Source organism: Nonomuraea sp. NPDC046570, assembly GCF_040645915.1.
In the GTDB taxonomy this organism is placed as follows: domain Bacteria; phylum Actinomycetota; class Actinomycetes; order Streptosporangiales; family Streptosporangiaceae; genus Nonomuraea.
The window spans coordinates 169169-187300 of sequence record NZ_JBEYZF010000004.1; the positions used below are offsets into that span (position 1 = coordinate 169169).

Here is an 18132-nt window from a genome sequence, read left to right on the forward strand (position 1 = left end):
GCGGGTGCCGTCACGGGCCGATCACAGGTGTGGCGATTGCCCCGCCCGGGCCGGGCCGTGCGGCATATCTTCCTGTGGTGTCGCGCGAACGGGTCCGAGCCAGGGTGGACCGCTCGCTCGCCGCCGCCGACGCCCTCCGCGACGTGGTCGCGCACTGGCTGGCCGGGCGTGGTGACGACCCCCGCTTCCTGCGCTTCCGCCGACAACTCGCGATCCTGGACACGCTGTTCGCCGAACTCCTCGACGCCATCAGGTCCGAGCTGCTCAAGGTTCTCCAGACCGCGGACTCCGGACCGGCCTACCAGCGCTGCAGGGAACTGGACGAGAGCCTGCTGGTCGGCGAGCGGCTGTTCGGCTGGTACCGCGAGAAGTACGACCAGCGGCTGGACGACCGGCTGCACGCGGTGCTGGCGGCGGCCGACGAGGTCGTCAGAAGCTGCTGGCGGGCCGCCTGCGAGCACGCGGGGCGCACCCCGGCGGCGGGGCCGCTGCCGTACCTGGACGCCCGCTTCGCCGCGAGTGCGACGCCGCGGCCGGCGGTTCCGGCGGGGCTGCGCCCTTCGGCGGACTCCGTCGTCGAGGAGCTGGTCCGCGAGCTGCCCATCCCGGTGATCGGCCTGCCCGGCTGGGCGGCGCGGGAGTCGTGGTGGCTGGGGATGTGCGCCCACGAGACGGGCCACCACGTCCACCACGACTTCGACCCCGGCCTGCCGTACGCGGTGCGGTCGGCGCTGGCGGAGGTGGGTGAGGAGTGGATCGGCTGGGCGGCGGAGGCGTTCGCGGACGCCTACTCCGCCGTCATGATCGGGCCGGCGGCGTGCTGGCTCGTGGCCGAGCTCCAGCACGGGCCGGAGGAGGCGATGCTCCGGCCGGCGGGGCCGTACCCCTCGCCCGTGGTGCGGTCGGCGCTGCTGGCGGAGCTGTGCGCGCGGCTGGGCGCGCCCGCGCCCGCGCAGCCGGACCTGGACGGTCTGCTCGCCCGGGCCGGCCGGACCCAGGAGCGGCGGCTGGCGGAGGTCCCCGCCGTCGCCCGTGCGCTGCTGGGGCTGCCGCTGGGCGGCAGGCCGCTTCGTGATCTCGGGCTGCCCGACGCGGGGCGGGCCTCGGCCTGGGCGGGGCAGCTGGCCCGCGGGGTGCCGCTGTTCGCCGGGCTGGACCGGCCCGAGGCGGCCAGGGAGCTGGTGGCGGCGGGGGTCGCGGGGCACGCCGCCGATCCGGCGCGGGTGCACGCCAACCTGGTCGGCCACCTCCCGCGCTGCGGCGGCGAGGGCACCCTGGGCGCGAGCGCGCCACAGCCCGCCGTGCGGGACCTGGCCAGGCGGCTGACCGGGCGCGTACTCGGCGGCGGACGGTGACCCTTCCCCGCGTCGAGGTCCGGGTGTTCGGCTCCACGGTGATCGTCGAGGGCCTGGAGTACCCGCTGGGCACGCTGCCGTCCGAGGACCACGACCCGCGCGCGTACGGCCGGGCGCTGTTCGACGCCCTCCTGGCCAAAGCCTGGCCCGTGATCACCCAGGAGCGCAGCGCCTTCGAGCTGGCCCTGCTCCTGCCGGTGGACCTGCACCGCTGGGCCTGGGAGGCGATGCACGACGGCGAGCACCCTCTCGCCGCCCATCCCGGCGTGCTGGTCGCCGTCACCCGGGTCCTGCCGACGGCGTGGCGGGCGCCCGATCGCGTCCGCCGTACCCCGCGCGTCCTGTTCGCCTCGGGAGCCGAGATCACCCACCCGGAGGTCAGGGCGGGCGCGATGTTCCTCGGGCTGCTCCGCGACTGCGACTCCCAGGGGCTGGCGATGGCCCGCATCGCGGACAACGTCACCCTGGACGCGCTCGCGCTGCGCTGCGAGGCGCTGCAGCCGGATCTCGTCCACCTGGTCACGCACGCCGACCTCGACCACCGGGGGCGGCTGTACCTGCAGTTCGCGGGCAGGCCCGAGTCCGCCGACCAGGTGGCCGAGGCGCTGGCCGAGGGTGAGCGCAGGCCGGTCGCGGTGGTGCTGAGTTCGTGCCACACCGCGGGGGTGGACGACTCGTCGCTGGCCGCGGCGCTCATCGAACGCGGCGTGGCCATCGTGGTGGCGATGGGGGGCGAGATCGGCGAGCAGGCCTGCCGGCTGTTCTCCAAGCGGCTGGTGCGGGCCCTGCTCAACGGCGACAGCGTCGCCGAGGCGGCGGCGCACGGACGGCGCGCGGCCCTGCGCGCGGAGAGCGATCCGGGCGAGCGGCTCGACTGGGCGATGCCGATCGTGTTCACCGGCGACCAGGTCACCGCCGACTTCCAGCCGTTCGATCCGGCGCCCGCCCGCGCCGTCAAGCGCATGGGCGAGCAGCTCACCCTGTTGCAGCGGCCGGTGTTCATCGGCCACCGCCCCATCTTCGACGAGGTGGACGCCCTGTTCACTCGCGAGCGGGCGCTGCTGGCCGCCACGACCACGGGCGGCTTCTCCAAGCTCGGCGCGACCCGGCTGCTGCGCGAGATCGGGTTCCGGCTGCTGCAGGCCGGTCACCTGCCGCTGCTCATCGCGCCGATCATGGCCCAGACCGCGCCCGGCTCGCTGCGCCAGGCCGTGGCCGACGTCCTGCGTACGGCGGTGCGGACCGCGCGGCAACTGGCCCTGCCGCTGCCGCGGCTCCGGACGCTGGACGGCACCGGGGAGGAACGGTCCGCCCTGCTGAGGGCCATCGCGGACTTCCGCGCGCTGGAGGCCCCGCCGCAGCCCGACGAGCTCGCCGAGCTGCTGGCCCTCGACCTGGACGCCCTGGCCGAGACCGCGGGGCGGGTGCTGGGCGAGCCCTTCGGCGCGCACACCAGGGTCGCCGTCCTGGCCGAGGCCCTGCACCTGTGGGAGGGCGCGCTCGGCTGGATCCAGCCGCCGGGGCTGCTCGACCTGCTGACCGCGAGCGGCCTGGGCACTCCCGCCCGCCCCGCGCCGCTGATCGCCACGGCCGCGATCGACGCCTGCGCACCGCTGCGCGCCTTCGAGTCCGACCAGTCGGGGCTGTCCACGTACCGGCTGATGCCGCTGCGGCCGCTGTCGGACGAGGAGGCCGCGCTCGGCTACCAGTGGGTCCTGCTGAACCCGTGGCTGCCCGACCACCCGGAGGTGTACCTGCCCACCGCCGACCACGACCGGCACGCGCTGCGCGAGACGTTCAAAGACGAGTTCGAGGGCAGGCCCGCCCTCATCGGCGCCTCGCTGTACAAGCTCGCCCGTATCCTCACCCGCTACGGGCAGCTCCGCCCGCAGGACGACGAGGGCGCCTGGACGGCCTACGCCCGTCTGCACGGACTGAAGCACGAATGACGCAGGGCTTCCACGCCGAGCTGGAGCGGGCCCGCCAGGACGCGGACGCCGCCGTGTTCGGCGCCTTCGCGCCCGAGGAGCTGGCCAGGCTCGCGCTGCTGCCGGAGTGGCCGATGTCGCTGGCCCTGCGCCTCCCGCTGAGCCCGCCGGGCCGCCTGCCCGAGCTGCTCGCCGGGCTGCGCGAACTGGAGCTGATCGAGAGCGCGCCGGTGCTGCGGGCCGACGGCACCGAGGAGATCTCCTTCTGGGTCCGGGAGAGCAGCAGGTCCTCGCTCGGCTCCTACCTCCGGCGCCACCACCACGAGGTGCTCGACGCCCAGCTCCGGAGGCTCAGGGAGCACCTGACCGAGGGCGTGGACCTGCCCGCCTGGTCGCCCGCGTGGCTCAGCGCCGCCACCGAGTACCACGACGACCCTTCGGGGCTGAGCCTGCTCCGGGACGCGACCCCCGCGGACGACGACCTGCTGCCGGACGCGGCCAGGCTGGTGGCGACCGTGAAGTCGCTGGGCGAGGTGGTGGGCGGGCATCTCGCCGACTCGGCCAGGCGGGCGGGCTGGCGGGTGGCGCAGGCGGGGCGGAGGCTGGAGGACGTCCACTTCCTGCGGCACTACCACCCGCGGGCGGAGATCGAGGCGGCGATCCGCTCGGTCCTGTTCGGCTCGTCCGGCACGTGGGCGGTCCACCTGCTGGGGCTCGGCGGCGTCGGCAAGACCATGCTGATCCGCCGCCTGTCGTCGGGCGGCTTCGCGCGCGGCGGCGAGGCGGGCGAGCCCACGGTCGCCCGGGTGGACTTCGACCACATCGACCCGCGCTACCCGGAGGACCGGCCGGGCGAGATGCTGCTGGCGCTGGCCGTCGACCTGCTCGGCCACGCGGGCACCCGGGAGGCCGACGCGCGGTACCGCCGTTTCCTGCACACCGTCGAGCGCCTGCACGAGGGACTGTCGCGGCTGCCTCACCAGGAGGAGCCGCTGCTGGTGGAGATGGTGGCCGCGTTCGCCCGGTTCGTCGAGGAGCTGCCCGCTCCGGTGGTGCTGGTGCTGGACACGTGCGAGGAGATGGCGAAGCTGTATCCGCCGGGGGCGCCCGCTCCGGCGATCGAGATGACGTTCCGGATGCTGGAGATGCTGCACGAGCGGGCGCCGGCCGTACGGGTGATCCTGGCGGGCCGGCGGCCGCTGTCCCTGCCGCCCGAGCGGGCGCCGGCCGTCGCGGAGACCCCGGCCGGCCCGCGGCCGATGTCCCCGCTGCCCGGAGTCGCGCCGGGCGGGCCCGCGCTGGCGCCGCGCCCCTACCTCCGGGTGGTGCCGGTCACCGGGTTCACCCGGGCGGAGGCCGAGGAGTACCTGGAGCGCCGGGGCGTGCCTGTGCGCCTGCGTGCGGCGCTGCTGGAGCGGTCGCTGTCCGAGACCTGCCACTCCCCGTTCGATCTGGCCTGCTACACCGACTGGGCGCTCGGCGACCCGGACTTCGACCCCGCCGAGCTGTCCGCGGCCACCGGCGACCCCTACGTCGAGCGCCGCATCGTCGCCCGCATCAACGATCCCGGCGTGGTCCGCTGCCTCGCCGTGGCGGCCGAGCTCGGCCGCTTCGACCGCGCGCTGGTCCGGGCCGAGTTCGAGCGGCTCGGCGTAGATCCCGGCAGAGCCTTCGAGGGGCTGGCCGACCAGGAGTGGGTACGGGTCGTCGGGACGGCCGAAGGGCGGCCGGCGCTGATCGAGGTCGACGAGAACCTCCGCGACCGGCTGCGGGCCGTGACCGCCGCCGACCGCCCCCGCTTCCCGCTGCACGCCGGCAGGCTCGGGCACGACGCCGCCGCCTTGGTGGCCGCCGCGCCGTCCGTCTCCGGCCTGCCCGCGGCGACCGTGACGACGGCCGTGCGCCTGCTGCCTCCCCAGGAGGCCGCCCACCTGTGGCAGAGCCTGGAGGAGCGGGTGGTGGAGGAGGACGCCTGGGGGTGGGCCGAGCAGATCGCCTCGCGGGTGAGCGGGGAGGAGGGCGCGCGGGCGGAGTCGGGCACGCCGTCCGTCATGGCGGCCGTGCTCGCCACCCAGGCCGCGGCCAGGATCCACACCGGCAGGGGCGGGGTGGCGAGGCTGTGGCGGCAGGTCGAGCGGCTCGCCGACCGGCATCCGCTGCCCGCGACCGCGCGCGTCCTCGCCGCCCGCGCCATCCTGGGCCGGGCCGCCGCGGGCGACCACGAGGGCGTCGACCTCCCTGCGGTGCTGCCCTCGATCATCGCGTGCGAGGGCGTGCCCGGGGGATCCGTCGCTGCCGCGGTGGAGGGGTGGATGGCGCGGGGCGGCGACGACGCCTCGTGGCGGAGGTTCACACCCGAGGCACTGGCGGAGGCTCCCGTCGCCGCGGACGCCCGCGTCCACCTGCTCCTCCAGGCCGCGCTGATCGCCCTGCGCACGGGTGACCCGCGAGCCAAGCCCTGGGCGATCAGGGCCCTGCTGGACACGCTCGCAGCCGAGGACGCCGAGCCGCCCGCCGCGTCCCGGTGGGCCGACTGGATCCCGCCCGGCGATCTCCTGCGCCGCTGCAACAACGTGCTGCTCCTGGTCTCCTGCGTGCAGGGGGACGACAGCTACCATCTCGACCACGCGGTGACCGATCTCTCCTCCATCGAGCAGGAGCGGCAGCAGGCGCTCCAGCTGTGGGACCTGCACGGGCGCGGCACGATTCCCGATCCGGAGCTCGCGGCGCTCGAGCGCTGGATCGAGCGGTGCGACCCGCCGCGCCCGAGCGCCTGGCACCACCGCCAGATACCGCCGCTCCTGACCGTCGTGGCGCAGGCGTGCGCCGTCGGCGGCAACCCCTATCTGGCGACGGCCCCCCTCCGGCGCCGGCTCGACTCCGCGCTGACCTCCCCGGACCAGTCCGAGGTGGTGGAGGAGTGCCAGCGCGCGCTGCTGTGGCTGTGCCGCAGGACCCGCGACATGCGCCACCTCCCGTCCGCGCTCAACCTGGCGATGAACGGCCCGCCGCTGCTGCGGGCGGAGGCCTGGATCACGCTCACCCTGGTGGAGGGGCTGCGACCGGCCGATCCCGAGGAGGCGGGGAGCTGGTACGGCTGGTGGCAGTGCCAGGATCTGCGGCGGCTGAGCGCCCTCCCCTCCTGGCCGCCTCCTGCCGAGGAGGAGGGGATTCCCGCCGCGCTGTCCGAGGAGAGCGCGCGCGAGTACGCGGAGCTGTTCCCCGGGTCGAAGCCGCCCGAGCCCGTCGGAGCGCTCCTCGCCCTGGACCTCGACCGCCACCCGGGAACGCGGGGCCGGGCGCTGCTGGCCTGGGGCGAAGTGCTGGCCCTGCGGTTCCCCGAGCGGGCGGTAGCGGTCCTGTGGGAGGCGATGGACCTGCTGGCCGTGGCCGAAGACCTCGTCCACGCCGGGCAGGCCCGGGTCCTCGCGGGGCTCGCCCGGCGACGCGCCGAGGTTCCCGCCGCCCTGTCCAAGGAGAGCGACGGAGAGCATGAAACGCCTTGGGAGGATCAGCCCGGCCCGGCCACGATCCCGCTGCCGTCGGGTAGCGGCTGGCGGCACCGGGTCATCGGCTTCAACGGCGGATTCTCCCCGAGCTGGAACTCCCCCGAGCTGCACACCGCCCGCCGATCCGCGCGTGAGCGATGGTTGACCTCCCGCCGCACGGGGCCGCGCCGCCTGACCCGCGCCCTCGGCACCGCGCTGATCGTCCTGTCGCTGCTGACCACCGCGAGTCTGCTCTCCCTGCTCTTGCGGCCGGAGACCGCCCCCATGTGGCGCTGGCTCGCCGTGACGCTGGCCGCGGTCACCGCGATCGGGGCGGGCGCGCTCCTCCCGGTACGGCTGCGCCACAGGACCACCGCGGCGACCCTGACCCTCAGGCGCACGGACACCGCCGAACTCGAACTGACCGAAACCCCCCTCAGCTCGATGGTCTCCTGGGGACCCCTCTGGGGCGGATACCTGGAGTACGCCCTGGCGCTGTTCAGACCCCAGAACCCGGAGCCGCTCCGCAGCCGGGAACCGCTGTCGCCCGACGGCACGCTCAGACTCCGCCTCCTGCCCAGGCCGAGGCTGAAGGCGGTCTGCCTGGACGTCGAACCGACCCTCGAACACCGGGACTGGGAGCAGTGGCTCGGCCGGGCACTGCCGCCGGACCAGCCCGACTGGCCGATCTGGTTCCGGCGCGCCCACACGGTCCCCGGTTTCCCGCAGCCGCCCGAAGGCTCGGAGCACTACTTCGGCCCCTCCCACCTCAACCCGCCCCTCCCCAGCAGAAGACCCGCCCTCCTGCGGAGCATGCTCCGGCACCTCGTCGGCACGCCCCTGGAGACCGCCGACGGCTGGCGCCTGCGCGTCGGTACCGACAGCGGATTCGAGCTCATCGGCTACAGCGACGTGGCCCTGCACGACCTCGCCCTCGTCGTCCTGCAGGCCGACCCCGTCGACGGCTGGGCCAGGCCGCTGGGCGAGGACCGCAGGGGGTTCGTCGGCTTCGCCAGGGACCTGATGCGGGCAGGCGCGCGATCCGTCATCATCGTGCCCCCGCTGCCGGACGCGGCGGCCAGGGCGGCGATCGGCCTGTGCAGGGAGGCGGCCCTGACCTGGCGGAGCAGGCACGGGACACGGAACCACCTGGCGCTCCTGCGGCGGCTGCGCGAGCTGGTCACCGAGGCGGAGGAGCCGGACGGCGGAGACCGCGCGGCCTTCGATCTGATCATGTTCCTACCGGCGGAAACCTACTTCGAGGAGAGCAGATGAGCCGAGTGTCCGCATGGTTCGGCGCGCGGGCCGAGCACACCCACCTGGCGTTCCTGCCCGGGCCCGGCTCCCGGCCGCTGCTGCCGCGCGAGGGCTACCTGCGGGTCTGGCTGGCCGAAGGGTTCCTCGCCCAGCGCAGGACCTGGGGCAACGAGCACTTCCCCGCCCTGCACGGCGGGGTGACGCTGAGCTTCCTCGGCACCGAGCCCGTCACCTTCAGCACGGTGACCGCCCCGAGCTGGTCGACCCCAGGCGTCCACCTCGACCAGCACATCTCGCCGCTGGTGCCCTACCTCGGCGGCATCGTCGGCGTGGAGGCCGGGCTGTACCAGGTGTCGCGGACCGGGCCGCTGGGCGGGGCGGTACGCGTGCTGGGCACGCTGGCGGGGCTGGTCGGGCCGCCGCTGGCGGGCGCGGCGGCCATCGCCGGGAAGATCTCCGACGGCCTCGAGGCGGTGCTGGCCGAGACGGGCAACCAGCCGATCCTGGGCGTGCACTGGAGCATGGTGGCGCCGGGCGGGATCGGCAGGCCGGTCCAGCCGGGTCACCTCGTGGTGATCGACGCCCCCGAGCCGCCCGGGCCGCTGGAGATCGTGGAGGGGCGGCTGCGGGCCGGTGGCGAGCCCGTCGAGCTCGACCACCTCGTGCTGCGGGTGGAGTGCCGGGAGGAGCGCGACGACCCGATCACGCCCGTCCTCGCCGATCTGATCAGGCGGGCGTCGGAGGCAGCCCTGTGGGGCAACCTGGACACGCTGGAGGCCCTACGCAAGGAGGCGATCATCAGGGCGTGGAACTCGACGGACCTGGTGCCCCGGGACGGCAAGCGGGTCGCCAAGATGATCGCCGACGAGATCGACCTGGCCAGGCCGATGGGCATCGTTCCCGAGCGGGAGCTGCGCGACCGCCTGCCGTCCAGGGACGACCCCGAGCTCAAGACCCTCAGCCTGGACGCGCTGCTCGGGTGAGGGGTCAGCGGACCGAGACGCCGGGGTGGTACTTGGGCACCCGGACGTTCACCTTGGTTCCCGCGCCTTCGCCGGTCTCCACGACCAGGCCGTAGTCGTCGCCGTACACCTGGCGCAGCCGCTCGTCCACGTTGCCCAGGCCGACGCCGCCCGCCCCCGACCGCTCGTCCGCCTCGCCCGCCAGGATGCGGCGCAGCCGGTCGGGGACCATGCCGATGCCGTCGTCCTCGACGCTGATGCGGCACTCGGCGCCCGCGTCCTCGGCCAGGATGGTGATCCGGCCGACGCCGGGCTTGGACTCCAGGCCGTGCCGGACCGCGTTCTCCACCAGCGGCTGCAGGCACAGGAACGGCACCGCGACGGGCAGCACCTCGGGCGCGATGCGCAGCGTGACCCGGAGCTGGTCGCCGAACCGGGCCCGCTCCAGGATGAGGTAGCGCTCGATGGAGCGCAGTTCCTCGGCCAGCGTGGTGAACTCGCCGTGCCGCCTGAAGGAGTAGCGGGTGAAGTCGGCGAACTCCAGCAGCAGTTCGCGGGCCCGCTCCGGGTCGGTGCGCACGAACGAGCCGATCGTGGTGAGCGAGTTGTAGATGAAGTGCGGCGAGATCTGCGCGCGCAGCGCCCGTACCTCGGCCTCCATCAGCAGTGTGCGGGAGCGGTCGAGCTCGGCGAGTTCGAGCTGCGAGTCGACCCAGCTCGCCACCTCCTGGGCGGCCCGGACGAGGCCCGCCGAGGCGTGCGCGCCGTAGGCGGCGAGCGAGCCGACCACCCGCTCGTCGGTGGTCAGCGGCACGACCACGGCGTGCCTGATCGGGCACTCCAGCGAGCCGCAGTCCAGACCGAGCACCTGGGTACGGCCGTCGGCCAGGGTCGCGGCGGCGTTGGCGAAGGCGTCCCGGGCGTGATGGTCGCCCTCCCCGTCGTAGACGAGCAGCCGCTCGCCGTCGGTGATCGCGATGGCCGGCGAGCCGAGCAGCTCGCGCAGGTGCTTGGAGGCGCGCAGGCTGCCCTCGGCGGTCAGCCCCGCCCGCAGCGGCGGCGCGGCCAGCGACGCGGTGTGCAGGGTCTCGAAGGTGGCCCGCTCCGCCGGGCTGGTGCCCAGCTCGCGGCGCCCGCGCATGACCCGCCACAGCACCAGGGACGGCACGCCGACCAGCGCCCCGGCCACGGCCACGCCGATCACCAGCTCCATCAGAGCGCTTTCCGGATCAGGGCGGCGTAGGACTCGGCCTCCTCCGCGGAGGCGTACTTGCTGCGCGGCCAGAAGAAGCCGCGCAGCCCGTCCTTGCTGTTGCGCGGCACCACGTGTACGTGCAGGTGCGGCACGCTCTGGCTGATGCGGTTGTTCATCGCGACGAACGTGCCGCCGGCCTCCAGCCCCTCCTCCACGGCGCGGGCGATCCGCCGCACCCGGTCGAAGAACGGGCCGGTCTCGGTCAGGTCGGTCAGCGTCTCGACGTGCGCGCGGGGCACGACCAGGACGTGCCCCTTGAACACCGGGCGGGCGTCGAGGAAGGCGAGCGCGACCTCGTCGGCGTGCACCATGGTGGCGGGCCGCGCCCCCGCGACGATCTCACAGAAGAGGCACATCCCCCGACCCTACTTTCGTCACCGACCCACCCGCGCCGCGCTCAGCGCCTGCGGAACGCGGTCCAGCTGCTCTCGTTGGGGGCGCTCCACTCGGCGGGTGCGTGCTCGTAGCGCTCTCCCGCGTGCGCGCGCAGCCGCTCGGGCACCTCGGCGTAGGAGGCCAGCTTGGTGCCCCGGCAGTGGTAGACGAGGCCGCCGTGCCGGGGCCCCATCGCCATCCACGGCAGCCACGGCGAGACGCGGCACCACGAGAACGCGCACGGCACCGAGTCACCGCCCCCGTCGAACGCGGCGGCCGGGGCGAAGAACTGGAACAGCTCCATCGCCCGGTAGGTGTCGCTCGCGGAGTTGTCAGGGTAGTCGGCCACCGGCAGCGGCGACGGGTAGGCCAGCAGCACGTCGGCGTTGAGCGCCACGGTGTCGCCGAGCCGCGTGATGGGCACCCCGGGGCCGCGCAGGCGCTGGTTGGCCGGGTCGTTGAAGACGTGCATGACCTCGACGGCGGCGCCGGTGAACGGGTTGTCCCAGACCTGGAGGACCTCCCTGGACTTCGGGTCGAGGTAGATCGCGGCCTCGCGGGTCAGCAGCTCCCAGCCGCCGTCCGTCTGTACGGCGCGGGCCACGTTGACGCCCTCGAAGCCGAACAGGTGGTGCGGGCCGTCGTCCTGCTGCCAGCCGTACACGTCGCCGGTCCACCAGGAGACGGCCTCGGAGCCGTCGGCGGCGGCGCGCACCCTGACGAAGTCCCTGAGATCGCTCATGCCCGCAGCCTGCCGGGCGGGGCGGCGGCCCGCAAGCGCTATTCGACGGTCACCTGGAAGACGGCCTCGCCGGAGTTCTGCTTGCTCTGCTCGTCGACCGGCACCCGGTCGCGCGGGCAGCGCCAGCAGTCGAACAGTTTGATGGTGGTGGTGCCGGGGCTCTTGGCGTTGAACACGAAGCGGCTGGCGCCGGACGCGCCGGGCTGGTCGGACTTCGCTTCGCGCTCCTTGCTGATGTAGGACGCCACCTTGGGGTCGGGAAGCTCGACCAGCTCCCAGCTGTCGCCCACCGAAGGGTTGTCGTCGACCTCCAGGGAGAACCGCTGACCCTTGCCGATCTCGACCTTCACGGTCCTGCCCTTGGCGCCTTCGGTCACCTGGCCGTAGTCATAGACGGCGGAGCCCGCGCCGCATCCCGCGATGAGCAGAGCCGTGAGGACGGCGGCCGTTCGACGAATCACCTGGGCAGCGTATCCCGGACGACCGGCCGCCCTCCCGGTGGCGTCACTTCCCGCGCCGCCTCATCAACCGGCGCGCGATCAGCAGGACGACGGCTCCGGCGGCCGCGATGGCCAGCATGGGCCGCTTCTTCGCCTCGCCGGCCACCTGGTCGGCGGCGTCCTTGACCTGGTCCGGGGTGGCGTCGCGTACCTTGTCCGCCATCTCGCCCGCCTTGTCCTTGGCCACCGTGACCACGTCGCCGGCCTTGTTCCTGGCGGCGGCCGCGGTCTCGCTCGCTCTGTGCTTGGCGACCTCCGCGGTCTCGCTCGTCCTGTGCTTGACGACCGAGGCCATCTCTTCGGCTTTGTCCTTCACTTCACCCAGGTCCTTCCCGGTCTCGCTGTTGCGGTCCACGTCGTGCTCCTCGTACTCGTTGTCGCCCGACCAGTAGGCCGGTATGGGAGCCTCGGGGACGAACTCCTCGTGTGGCCTGCGGGAGGTCTCGTCGGCCAGCGCGTTCTCCTTCGCGCCCGGCCTGGTCGGCGCCACGTTGATGGACTCGGGGTCGGTGGGCTCACCCAAGGTGGCCCGGTGCGCGCCCATGTCGCCCGCGTGCTGTTCGTGACCGCTCTCCGTCATCGCTCGCGCCTCTCCTTCAGGCTTCACCTGGTTTCTTACCGACCAGGGCGAGGAACGTGGCGAAACGGGGCAAAGTTCGCACCATGATTCCGCCTCCTCCGGCTGGAGAGGCGTCTACCCGCAGGACGGGCGCGAAACGTGACCGCGGGTCAGCGCTTGGTGACCTTCAGCAGCAGGTCGACGGCCTTCAGCAGCGACGACGGCGGCAGCTCGCAGGCGGGAGCCGGTTGGGCGGGACGCTCGCACCACGCCTTGGGCAACTCAGGCTGTTCGCACCAGGATCCTGGAGGACGCATCGGTGACTCCCCTCGTGTCCGCTCCCCTTCAGGTCTACCACCGATGCGGGGCACGCGGGCGGCTAGCGATCCTCGAACTCCGCGGGCACCATCACGCGCACCCCGTTCGGGACCACGCGCAGCCGGATCGGCGTGCGCAGGCGCACCTCGCCGTCGACGTCGGCGGCCAGCGGCGGGTCGGTCTCCAGCAGCATCTCGCGGCCGGTCACGAACGGCCCGCCGGCCAGGCTGCGCCAGCGGCCGGTGGTCGCCCTGGCCATCGTCTCCAGCAGCAGCCGCAGCTTCTTGCCCGAGCCGAGCTGGTAGGCCACCAGCATGCCGTTGTCGATGCTGATGTCCTTGGCCACCTGCCAGCCGCCGTGGAAGCGGCCGTTGGCGATGTTGAGCTGGTGGGTGAGCAGCTCGTGGCGCTTGCCGTCGGCGGTGATGAAGGCGCGGAAGGGCCGGTGGCGGGGCAGGATCCGGATGGCGGTCAGCGGGTAGGCGGCCCGGCCGAGCAGGCGCTTGAGCCACGGCTTGACCGTCCCGGCCACCTCCACGGAGACGCCGAAGCTGGCCAGGTTGGCGAACGGCCGGTCGTCGGCCATGCCCAGGTCGATGTCGGCGACCTTGCCGGTGCCGAAGACGCCGATGGCCCCGGCCAGGTCGAGCGGCAGGCCGAGGCTGCGGGCGAAGTTGTTGGTGGTGCCGAGCGGCAGCACGCCGAGCGCGACGTCACGGTGCGCCACATGCCTGACCGCGGAGGACAGGGTGCCGTCGCCGCCGCCCACGATGAGCAGGTCGGGCTTGGCCTCCAGCGCCTTGTCCAGGGTCTGGCGCAGACGCTTGGTGTTGACCACGGCGAACGTGCCGACGGGCTCGAACCCCAGCTCGTGCAGTTGGTGAAGTACCTCGACGTAGTGGCGGCGGCCCCTGCGGGAGTGGGTGTTGACCACGACGCACACCCGGCGATCCCGGTGGATGGCCTCGGTGTGCTCTTCCTTGGAACGCACGCTGCCCCTCTTCACTCGGCTGCTGACGCTGCCCATCGTAGGGCCGCCGCGCGGGGGAACGCGGCGGCCCGACGATCACTTCTTGGGGGCGGTCACCTGAACGATCGCGCCGAGATTGCCCGGCAGCGGCGTGACCAGGTTGAACCGGACGCCGAGCGCCTTGCCCTCGTCACCCGGGTTGCCGGTGCCCAGGATATGGCCGTTGCCCATGTCCTGGCCGTACAGCTCGGTCGCCGGGGTGCCGTCGGCGTGCACCACCCTGGTGCTGTAGGGCTGGTCGCCCTTGCTGGGGACGACCACCGAGGCGTCGAAGTCGCGGTAGCCCAGAGCGCCGTTGAGCAGCTCGATGCCGGGGTACCACGTCTTGGCGTCGGTGAAGGCGGACACGCCCTTCATCGCCGGGTGGTCGTTGCAGTACTCGACGTACGGCTCGCCCTCGACGCACTCCCGGAACGGGTAGGTCTTCTTGAAGGAGAAGGCCGCGTTGGAGGTCTGCACGCGCCCGTCGAGGTTCTTGCGCAAACTCGGGTCGTGCTCACTGGCCGTCCCGGTACGGCGCAGCGGCTCGAAGTGCGAGTCCACCAGGAGCAGGGTGCCCTTGGTGCCCATGCTCGGCGGCAGCGTGAGGTTGGGCTGCAGCGTGTTGTTGGTGTAGGTCGAGTCCCGGTACCAGACCAGCAGGCCGGGCGCGTTGTACTTCAGCGGCTCCACCTTCCACGCCCCGTCGCGCAGGTAGGTGGTGTCATAGGTGTGCGCGAGCCCCTTGTCGAAGCCGTCGAGGTTGCGCCACTCGGCCAGGTAGAAGCGGGAGAGCTCGCGCTCGCCGTTGTTGATCGTCCAGCCCTGACCGCTGGTGTTGGTGAAGGTGCCACCGGTGGCCGTCCAGCCGGCCGTGCCGGACTCGACGTCGTCGCTCCACACCGTGGCGTCGCCGTTGGTGAGGGAGAAGTCGTCGGCGTGCCAGCCGCGCGGGCTGAAGGCGGCGTCGGTGTTGTAGGCCAGGCGCAGCTTGACGCTCTGGCCGGCGAAGGCCGTCAGGTTGACGTAGTCGTGCCGCCAGCCGTTGGTCTCGCCGGTCAGGCCGTACTTCTTGTTGCCGAAGGCCTGCAGGTTGTGGTTGGGGTCGGGGTAGCCGTCGGGGGTGGTGACCTCGGTGCCGGCCTCGTTGTAGACCTTCTGCTGGCTCCAGGTGGCGCCGCCGTCGGTGGACACCTCGACGAAACCGAAGTCCCAGTCGGCCTCGATCTCGTAGTTGTTCCACATCCAGAAGCGCACGTCCGTGCCGGCGGGCACGGCGACGTCGCGGGTCACCTTGACGTTGGCCCACTCCTGGTCCAGGCCCGACCACCAGGCCTTGGAGCCGCTGTGCGGGGTGATCATCGCCAGTGGTTCGCTGGCCAGGTTGACCCGGATACCGTCCTGGGTGTACTTCGGCGTGCGTGAGGACTGCCCGACGGTGACCAGTTTGGTCCCGTCACCCGGGTTCAGCACCTTCGGGTTGGCCCAGCCGAGCACCCACTTGTCCCACAGGCCCATGTGGGTGGGCATCGACTGGAAGATCGGGCCGCTGTGCGAACCGGACGACATCAGGTCCCAGAAGTCGACGGCCGAGCTGGCGGCGCCGCTGGTGTCGTAGAGGTCGGGCAGGCCGAGGTCGTGGCCGTACTCGTGGGCGAAGACGCCGACGCCGGCGTCCTCGGGCTGCACGATGTAGTTGGACACCTTCAGGTTCGTGCCCGGCACCTGGTGGCCGCCGGCGACCGCGCTGGAGTGCGCCCAGATGGCGTAGGTGCCCTCGGCGCCGCCGTCACCGGACTTGTCCGCGCCCGCGTGGACCAGCACGAGGTGGTCGATCACGCCGTCGGGCTCGTGGAAGTTGCCGTCGCCGTCGGCGTCGGAGACGTCCTCGATGTCGTAGTCGGCCCACGGGAAGTCAGGCTGGGCCGCGGCGAGGGCGTTGACCGCGTCGATCGGGAGCTGCGCGTTGCCGCGCGGGTTGTCGGGGTGCCCCGACATGTCCTGGTAGGGCTGGCCGCAACGAGCGGCGCCGTACCAGCCCTCGGAGTGCGGGACCTTGATCCAGCCGACCGCCGAGCCGGTGACCGAGTAGGCGCCCTTGGACATCTCCTCGTACATGTTCTTCAGCGTGTGCTTGGAGATGTCGATGCCGGGCTTGCCGTCGCGCGGGTCCTTGAGGTCCTGGCGCACCCGCGTGGTGAGGCCCTCCTTGGTGTAGAGCATCTTGTTGAAGTGCGCGGGGCTGAAGTCGGGCACCCAGAAGGTGTAGTTGTCCTTGCCGCCGAGCAGGGCGGGGTCGGGGAGGTTGTTGTGCAGCGGGCCGTTCAGCAGCGTGCCGGGCGGCTCGACGACGCAGTCGTCCGGGGCGCTGCGCGGGGTGCGCAGCCGGTTGTAGCCGGAGAAGTCGTCGTTGGCCTGCTCGTTGAACTCCACCAGCACGGTCAGCAGCTTGGCCGTCTGGGTGCTGCCGGCCTTCTTGAAGATGAAGTCGGCCGGGTTGCGGCCGGTTTTGATGGCCTGGTTCTCGCGCGCCGCGAGCACCCGGGCGGCGGCGGGGTTGCCGCTGGTGAACTTCCGTTCGATCTTGCTGCCGAGGCTCTGCTTGGCGCTCTTGCCGGGCAGGCCCGGCTCGGCCGGGTTGTCGCCCTCGGCGGGGGCGGCGTAGTTGATGTAGTGATCGGCGGCGCTGGGCAGGTAGCGCGCACCGGGGTCGGGGGCGGCGGTGGCCACCCCGGCGAGTCCCGCGGTGAGCAGACCGGCCGCGGGAAGCAGGGCTAATAGACGCTGTCTTCTGGACACAAAGCGGACGTTAGACCGACCGTAAAGAGAAGGTAAAGCGCGTTGTTGAAATGTGATGATCTCCGGATATTTCAGAACATGGTGAGTACGGCTATCGCACCGCCCGCAATCGCGCCGCCGTAGCAGAGCACCGCGATGACCAGGTCGAATCTGGCGATTCCGAGCAGTTCCTCGCTAGTGAATCGGATTCGGTGCGCAGCGTGAAACAGGCAGAGCACCAGGATCACGATCAGCGCCAGCCGTACCACCGGCGGGTCGAGCAGAGCCCGGAGATCCGCCTGAGCGGGCCAGTCGAGCACGCCCAGCGGCATCAGCACGCCGAACAGCAGCACCAGCACCGGCAGCAGCAGCGCGGCCACCACTCCCCCGCCGCTGAACAGTAACCACAGATAGGGCTCGATCGTGCGTTTCATGCTCACCTCAGGATGAAATACGCGACGATCCCGGAGATCACCAGCCACGCCGAATGGTTACCCCCTTGGATCATGAACGCGGGCACCCGCCAGCCGTCCAGCCGCACCACGGTGGCCTTGGGCGCCAGATTGAGGAACGTGACCGCGTGGAACACGGTCGCGACCAGCGCGACCACATTGAGCGCGATCATCCACGGCCGCGCGGCGAGCGCCGCGAAGTCCGCGAACCCCCCGCCCAGCACGGCGTCGAGCAGCAGCAGCAGGTAGGCGACCGTCCACGCGACCAGGACGCTGGTCAGCTCGCGCAGCACGAAGAGCGTGTAGGCGCGGCTGCGCGCGAACCAGAGCGGATCCCGGCGCGGCCGGTACGCCACCTGGCCGCCGCTCATCGCCTCCCCCACGGCAGCAGGGCCTTGACCGACTCGACCGCGGCGGTGACCTTGTAGCGCTGGATCGCCTCGGCCGGGTCCACGTGCTTGGGGCAGGCGCTGGTGCACTCGCCGACGAACGTGCACCCCCACACGCCCTCGTCGGTGTTGAGCAGGTCCAGCCGGTCCCCCTGGTCGCGCGAGTCCAGGTTGTAGCGCTGGGCCAGCGCGATCGCCGCGGGGCCGAGGAAGTCGGGGTTGAGCACGTAGACGGGGCAGGCCGAGTAGCACAGCATGCAGTTGATGCACATGGAGTACTGCTTGTAGGCCTCCAGTTGCCGGGGCGTCTGGGCGTACTCCGTGGTCAGCGGCAACTCCTCGCCCTCCCTGATCAGCCACGGCCGTACGTGCGCGAGCTTGTCCAGGAAGTCGTCGATCTCCACGACCAGGTCGCGGATCACCGGGAACCCCTTCAGCGGCTCGATCCTGATCGGCCCCTCACCGAACTCGGTGAGGAACGTGCCGCAGGTCAGCCTGGGCTCGCCGTTGACCGTCATGCCGCAGGAGCCGCAGATGCCCATCCGGCACGACCAGCGGAACGACAGCGTGCCGTCCAGCCTGTCCTTGATGTAGGTGAGCCCGTCCAGCACCGCCCAGTCGTCGGTGAGCGGCACGTCGTAGCCCTGGTACACCGGCTCGGCGTCCTCCCCCGGCCGGTATCTGGCGACCTCCAGCCTGATCGTCGGCGTCCGCGTGGCCTGCTCGGCCGCTTCCTGCGTCTTGCCCACGTGCTCTCCCGTCCCG

Annotated in this window: 15 protein-coding genes; 4 read left to right on the forward strand and 11 right to left on the reverse strand. The window is 72.5% G+C overall.

The annotated features are described in order from the left end of the window. Positions 1–77 precede the first annotated feature (77 nt). From ABZ911_RS09095 to ABZ911_RS09110, 4 genes are read left to right on the forward strand one after another with little or no spacing between them, the layout of a single operon-like run. On the forward strand, positions 78–1355 hold the full coding sequence (locus ABZ911_RS09095) for a hypothetical protein (RefSeq protein WP_358053601.1): 1278 nt from the start codon (positions 78–80) through the stop codon (positions 1353–1355). Continuing rightward, positions 1352–3304 carry a CHAT domain-containing protein gene (locus ABZ911_RS09100; protein WP_358053604.1) on the forward strand — a complete coding sequence of 651 codons (1953 nt, stop codon included), beginning with the start codon at positions 1352–1354 and terminating at the stop codon, positions 3302–3304. The genes ABZ911_RS09095 and ABZ911_RS09100 overlap by 4 nt, the downstream gene beginning before the upstream one ends. After that, positions 3301–8046 carry a hypothetical protein gene (locus ABZ911_RS09105; protein WP_358053605.1) on the forward strand — a complete coding sequence of 1582 codons (4746 nt, stop codon included), beginning with the start codon at positions 3301–3303 and terminating at the stop codon, positions 8044–8046. Before ABZ911_RS09100 ends, ABZ911_RS09105 begins: the two co-directional genes overlap by 4 nt. Beyond that, positions 8043–9011: a hypothetical protein gene (locus ABZ911_RS09110; RefSeq protein ID WP_358053607.1), complete on the forward strand. Its 969-nt coding sequence runs from the start codon at positions 8043–8045 to the stop codon at positions 9009–9011. The genes ABZ911_RS09105 and ABZ911_RS09110 overlap by 4 nt, the downstream gene beginning before the upstream one ends. 4 nt (positions 9012–9015) lie before the next feature. On the opposite strand, the gene ABZ911_RS09115 is transcribed toward ABZ911_RS09110, so the two are convergent. From ABZ911_RS09115 to sdhB, 11 genes are all read right to left on the reverse strand, one after another. Beyond that, positions 9016–10203 (reverse strand): histidine kinase, encoded by a 1188-nt coding sequence (locus tag ABZ911_RS09115; RefSeq protein WP_358053609.1) that lies wholly within the window; start codon positions 10201–10203, stop codon positions 9016–9018. Beyond that, positions 10203–10601, reverse strand: a complete 399-nt coding sequence (locus ABZ911_RS09120) for an HIT family protein (RefSeq protein WP_358053611.1) — start codon at positions 10599–10601, stop codon at positions 10203–10205. The genes ABZ911_RS09115 and ABZ911_RS09120 overlap by 1 nt, the downstream gene beginning before the upstream one ends. 41 nt (positions 10602–10642) lie before the next feature. Beyond that, on the reverse strand, positions 10643–11362 hold the full coding sequence (locus ABZ911_RS09125; protein ID WP_358053614.1) for a DUF1838 family protein: 720 nt from the start codon (positions 11360–11362) through the stop codon (positions 10643–10645). Between the two features lie 38 nt (positions 11363–11400). Then, complete coding sequence (locus ABZ911_RS09130) at positions 11401–11823, reverse strand: protease inhibitor I42 family protein (protein ID WP_358053616.1); 423 nt, start codon at positions 11821–11823, stop codon at positions 11401–11403. A gap of 43 nt (positions 11824–11866) precedes the next feature. Further along, positions 11867–12442 carry a hypothetical protein gene (locus ABZ911_RS09135; protein ID WP_358053618.1) on the reverse strand — a complete coding sequence of 192 codons (576 nt, stop codon included), beginning with the start codon at positions 12440–12442 and terminating at the stop codon, positions 11867–11869. 149 nt (positions 12443–12591) lie between these two features. Further along, positions 12592–12738, reverse strand: coding sequence for a hypothetical protein (locus ABZ911_RS09140; protein WP_358053619.1), 147 nt, complete (start codon positions 12736–12738; stop codon positions 12592–12594). Positions 12739–12800: 62 nt separating this feature from the next. Further along, on the reverse strand, positions 12801–13730 hold the full coding sequence (locus ABZ911_RS09145; RefSeq protein ID WP_358053622.1) for a YegS/Rv2252/BmrU family lipid kinase: 930 nt from the start codon (positions 13728–13730) through the stop codon (positions 12801–12803). A 75-nt stretch (positions 13731–13805) separates the two neighbouring features. After that, the gene (locus tag ABZ911_RS09150; RefSeq protein ID WP_358053623.1) at positions 13806–16547 is read right to left on the reverse strand and encodes an immune inhibitor A domain-containing protein; all 2742 of its coding nucleotides are present in this window, start codon (positions 16545–16547) and stop codon (positions 13806–13808) included. Positions 16548–16618: 71 nt separating this feature from the next. After that, a complete protein-coding gene (frdD, locus tag ABZ911_RS09155; RefSeq protein WP_358053626.1) occupies positions 16619–16960 on the reverse strand; it encodes a fumarate reductase subunit FrdD in 342 nt (113 codons plus the stop codon). Positions 16961–16962: 2 nt separating this feature from the next. Then, positions 16963–17349 (reverse strand): hypothetical protein, encoded by a 387-nt coding sequence (locus ABZ911_RS09160; RefSeq protein WP_358053628.1) that lies wholly within the window; start codon positions 17347–17349, stop codon positions 16963–16965. Then, the gene (gene sdhB, locus ABZ911_RS09165; protein ID WP_358053630.1) at positions 17346–18116 is read right to left on the reverse strand and encodes a succinate dehydrogenase iron-sulfur subunit; all 771 of its coding nucleotides are present in this window, start codon (positions 18114–18116) and stop codon (positions 17346–17348) included. Before sdhB ends, ABZ911_RS09160 begins: the two co-directional genes overlap by 4 nt. Positions 18117–18132 lie beyond the last annotated feature (16 nt).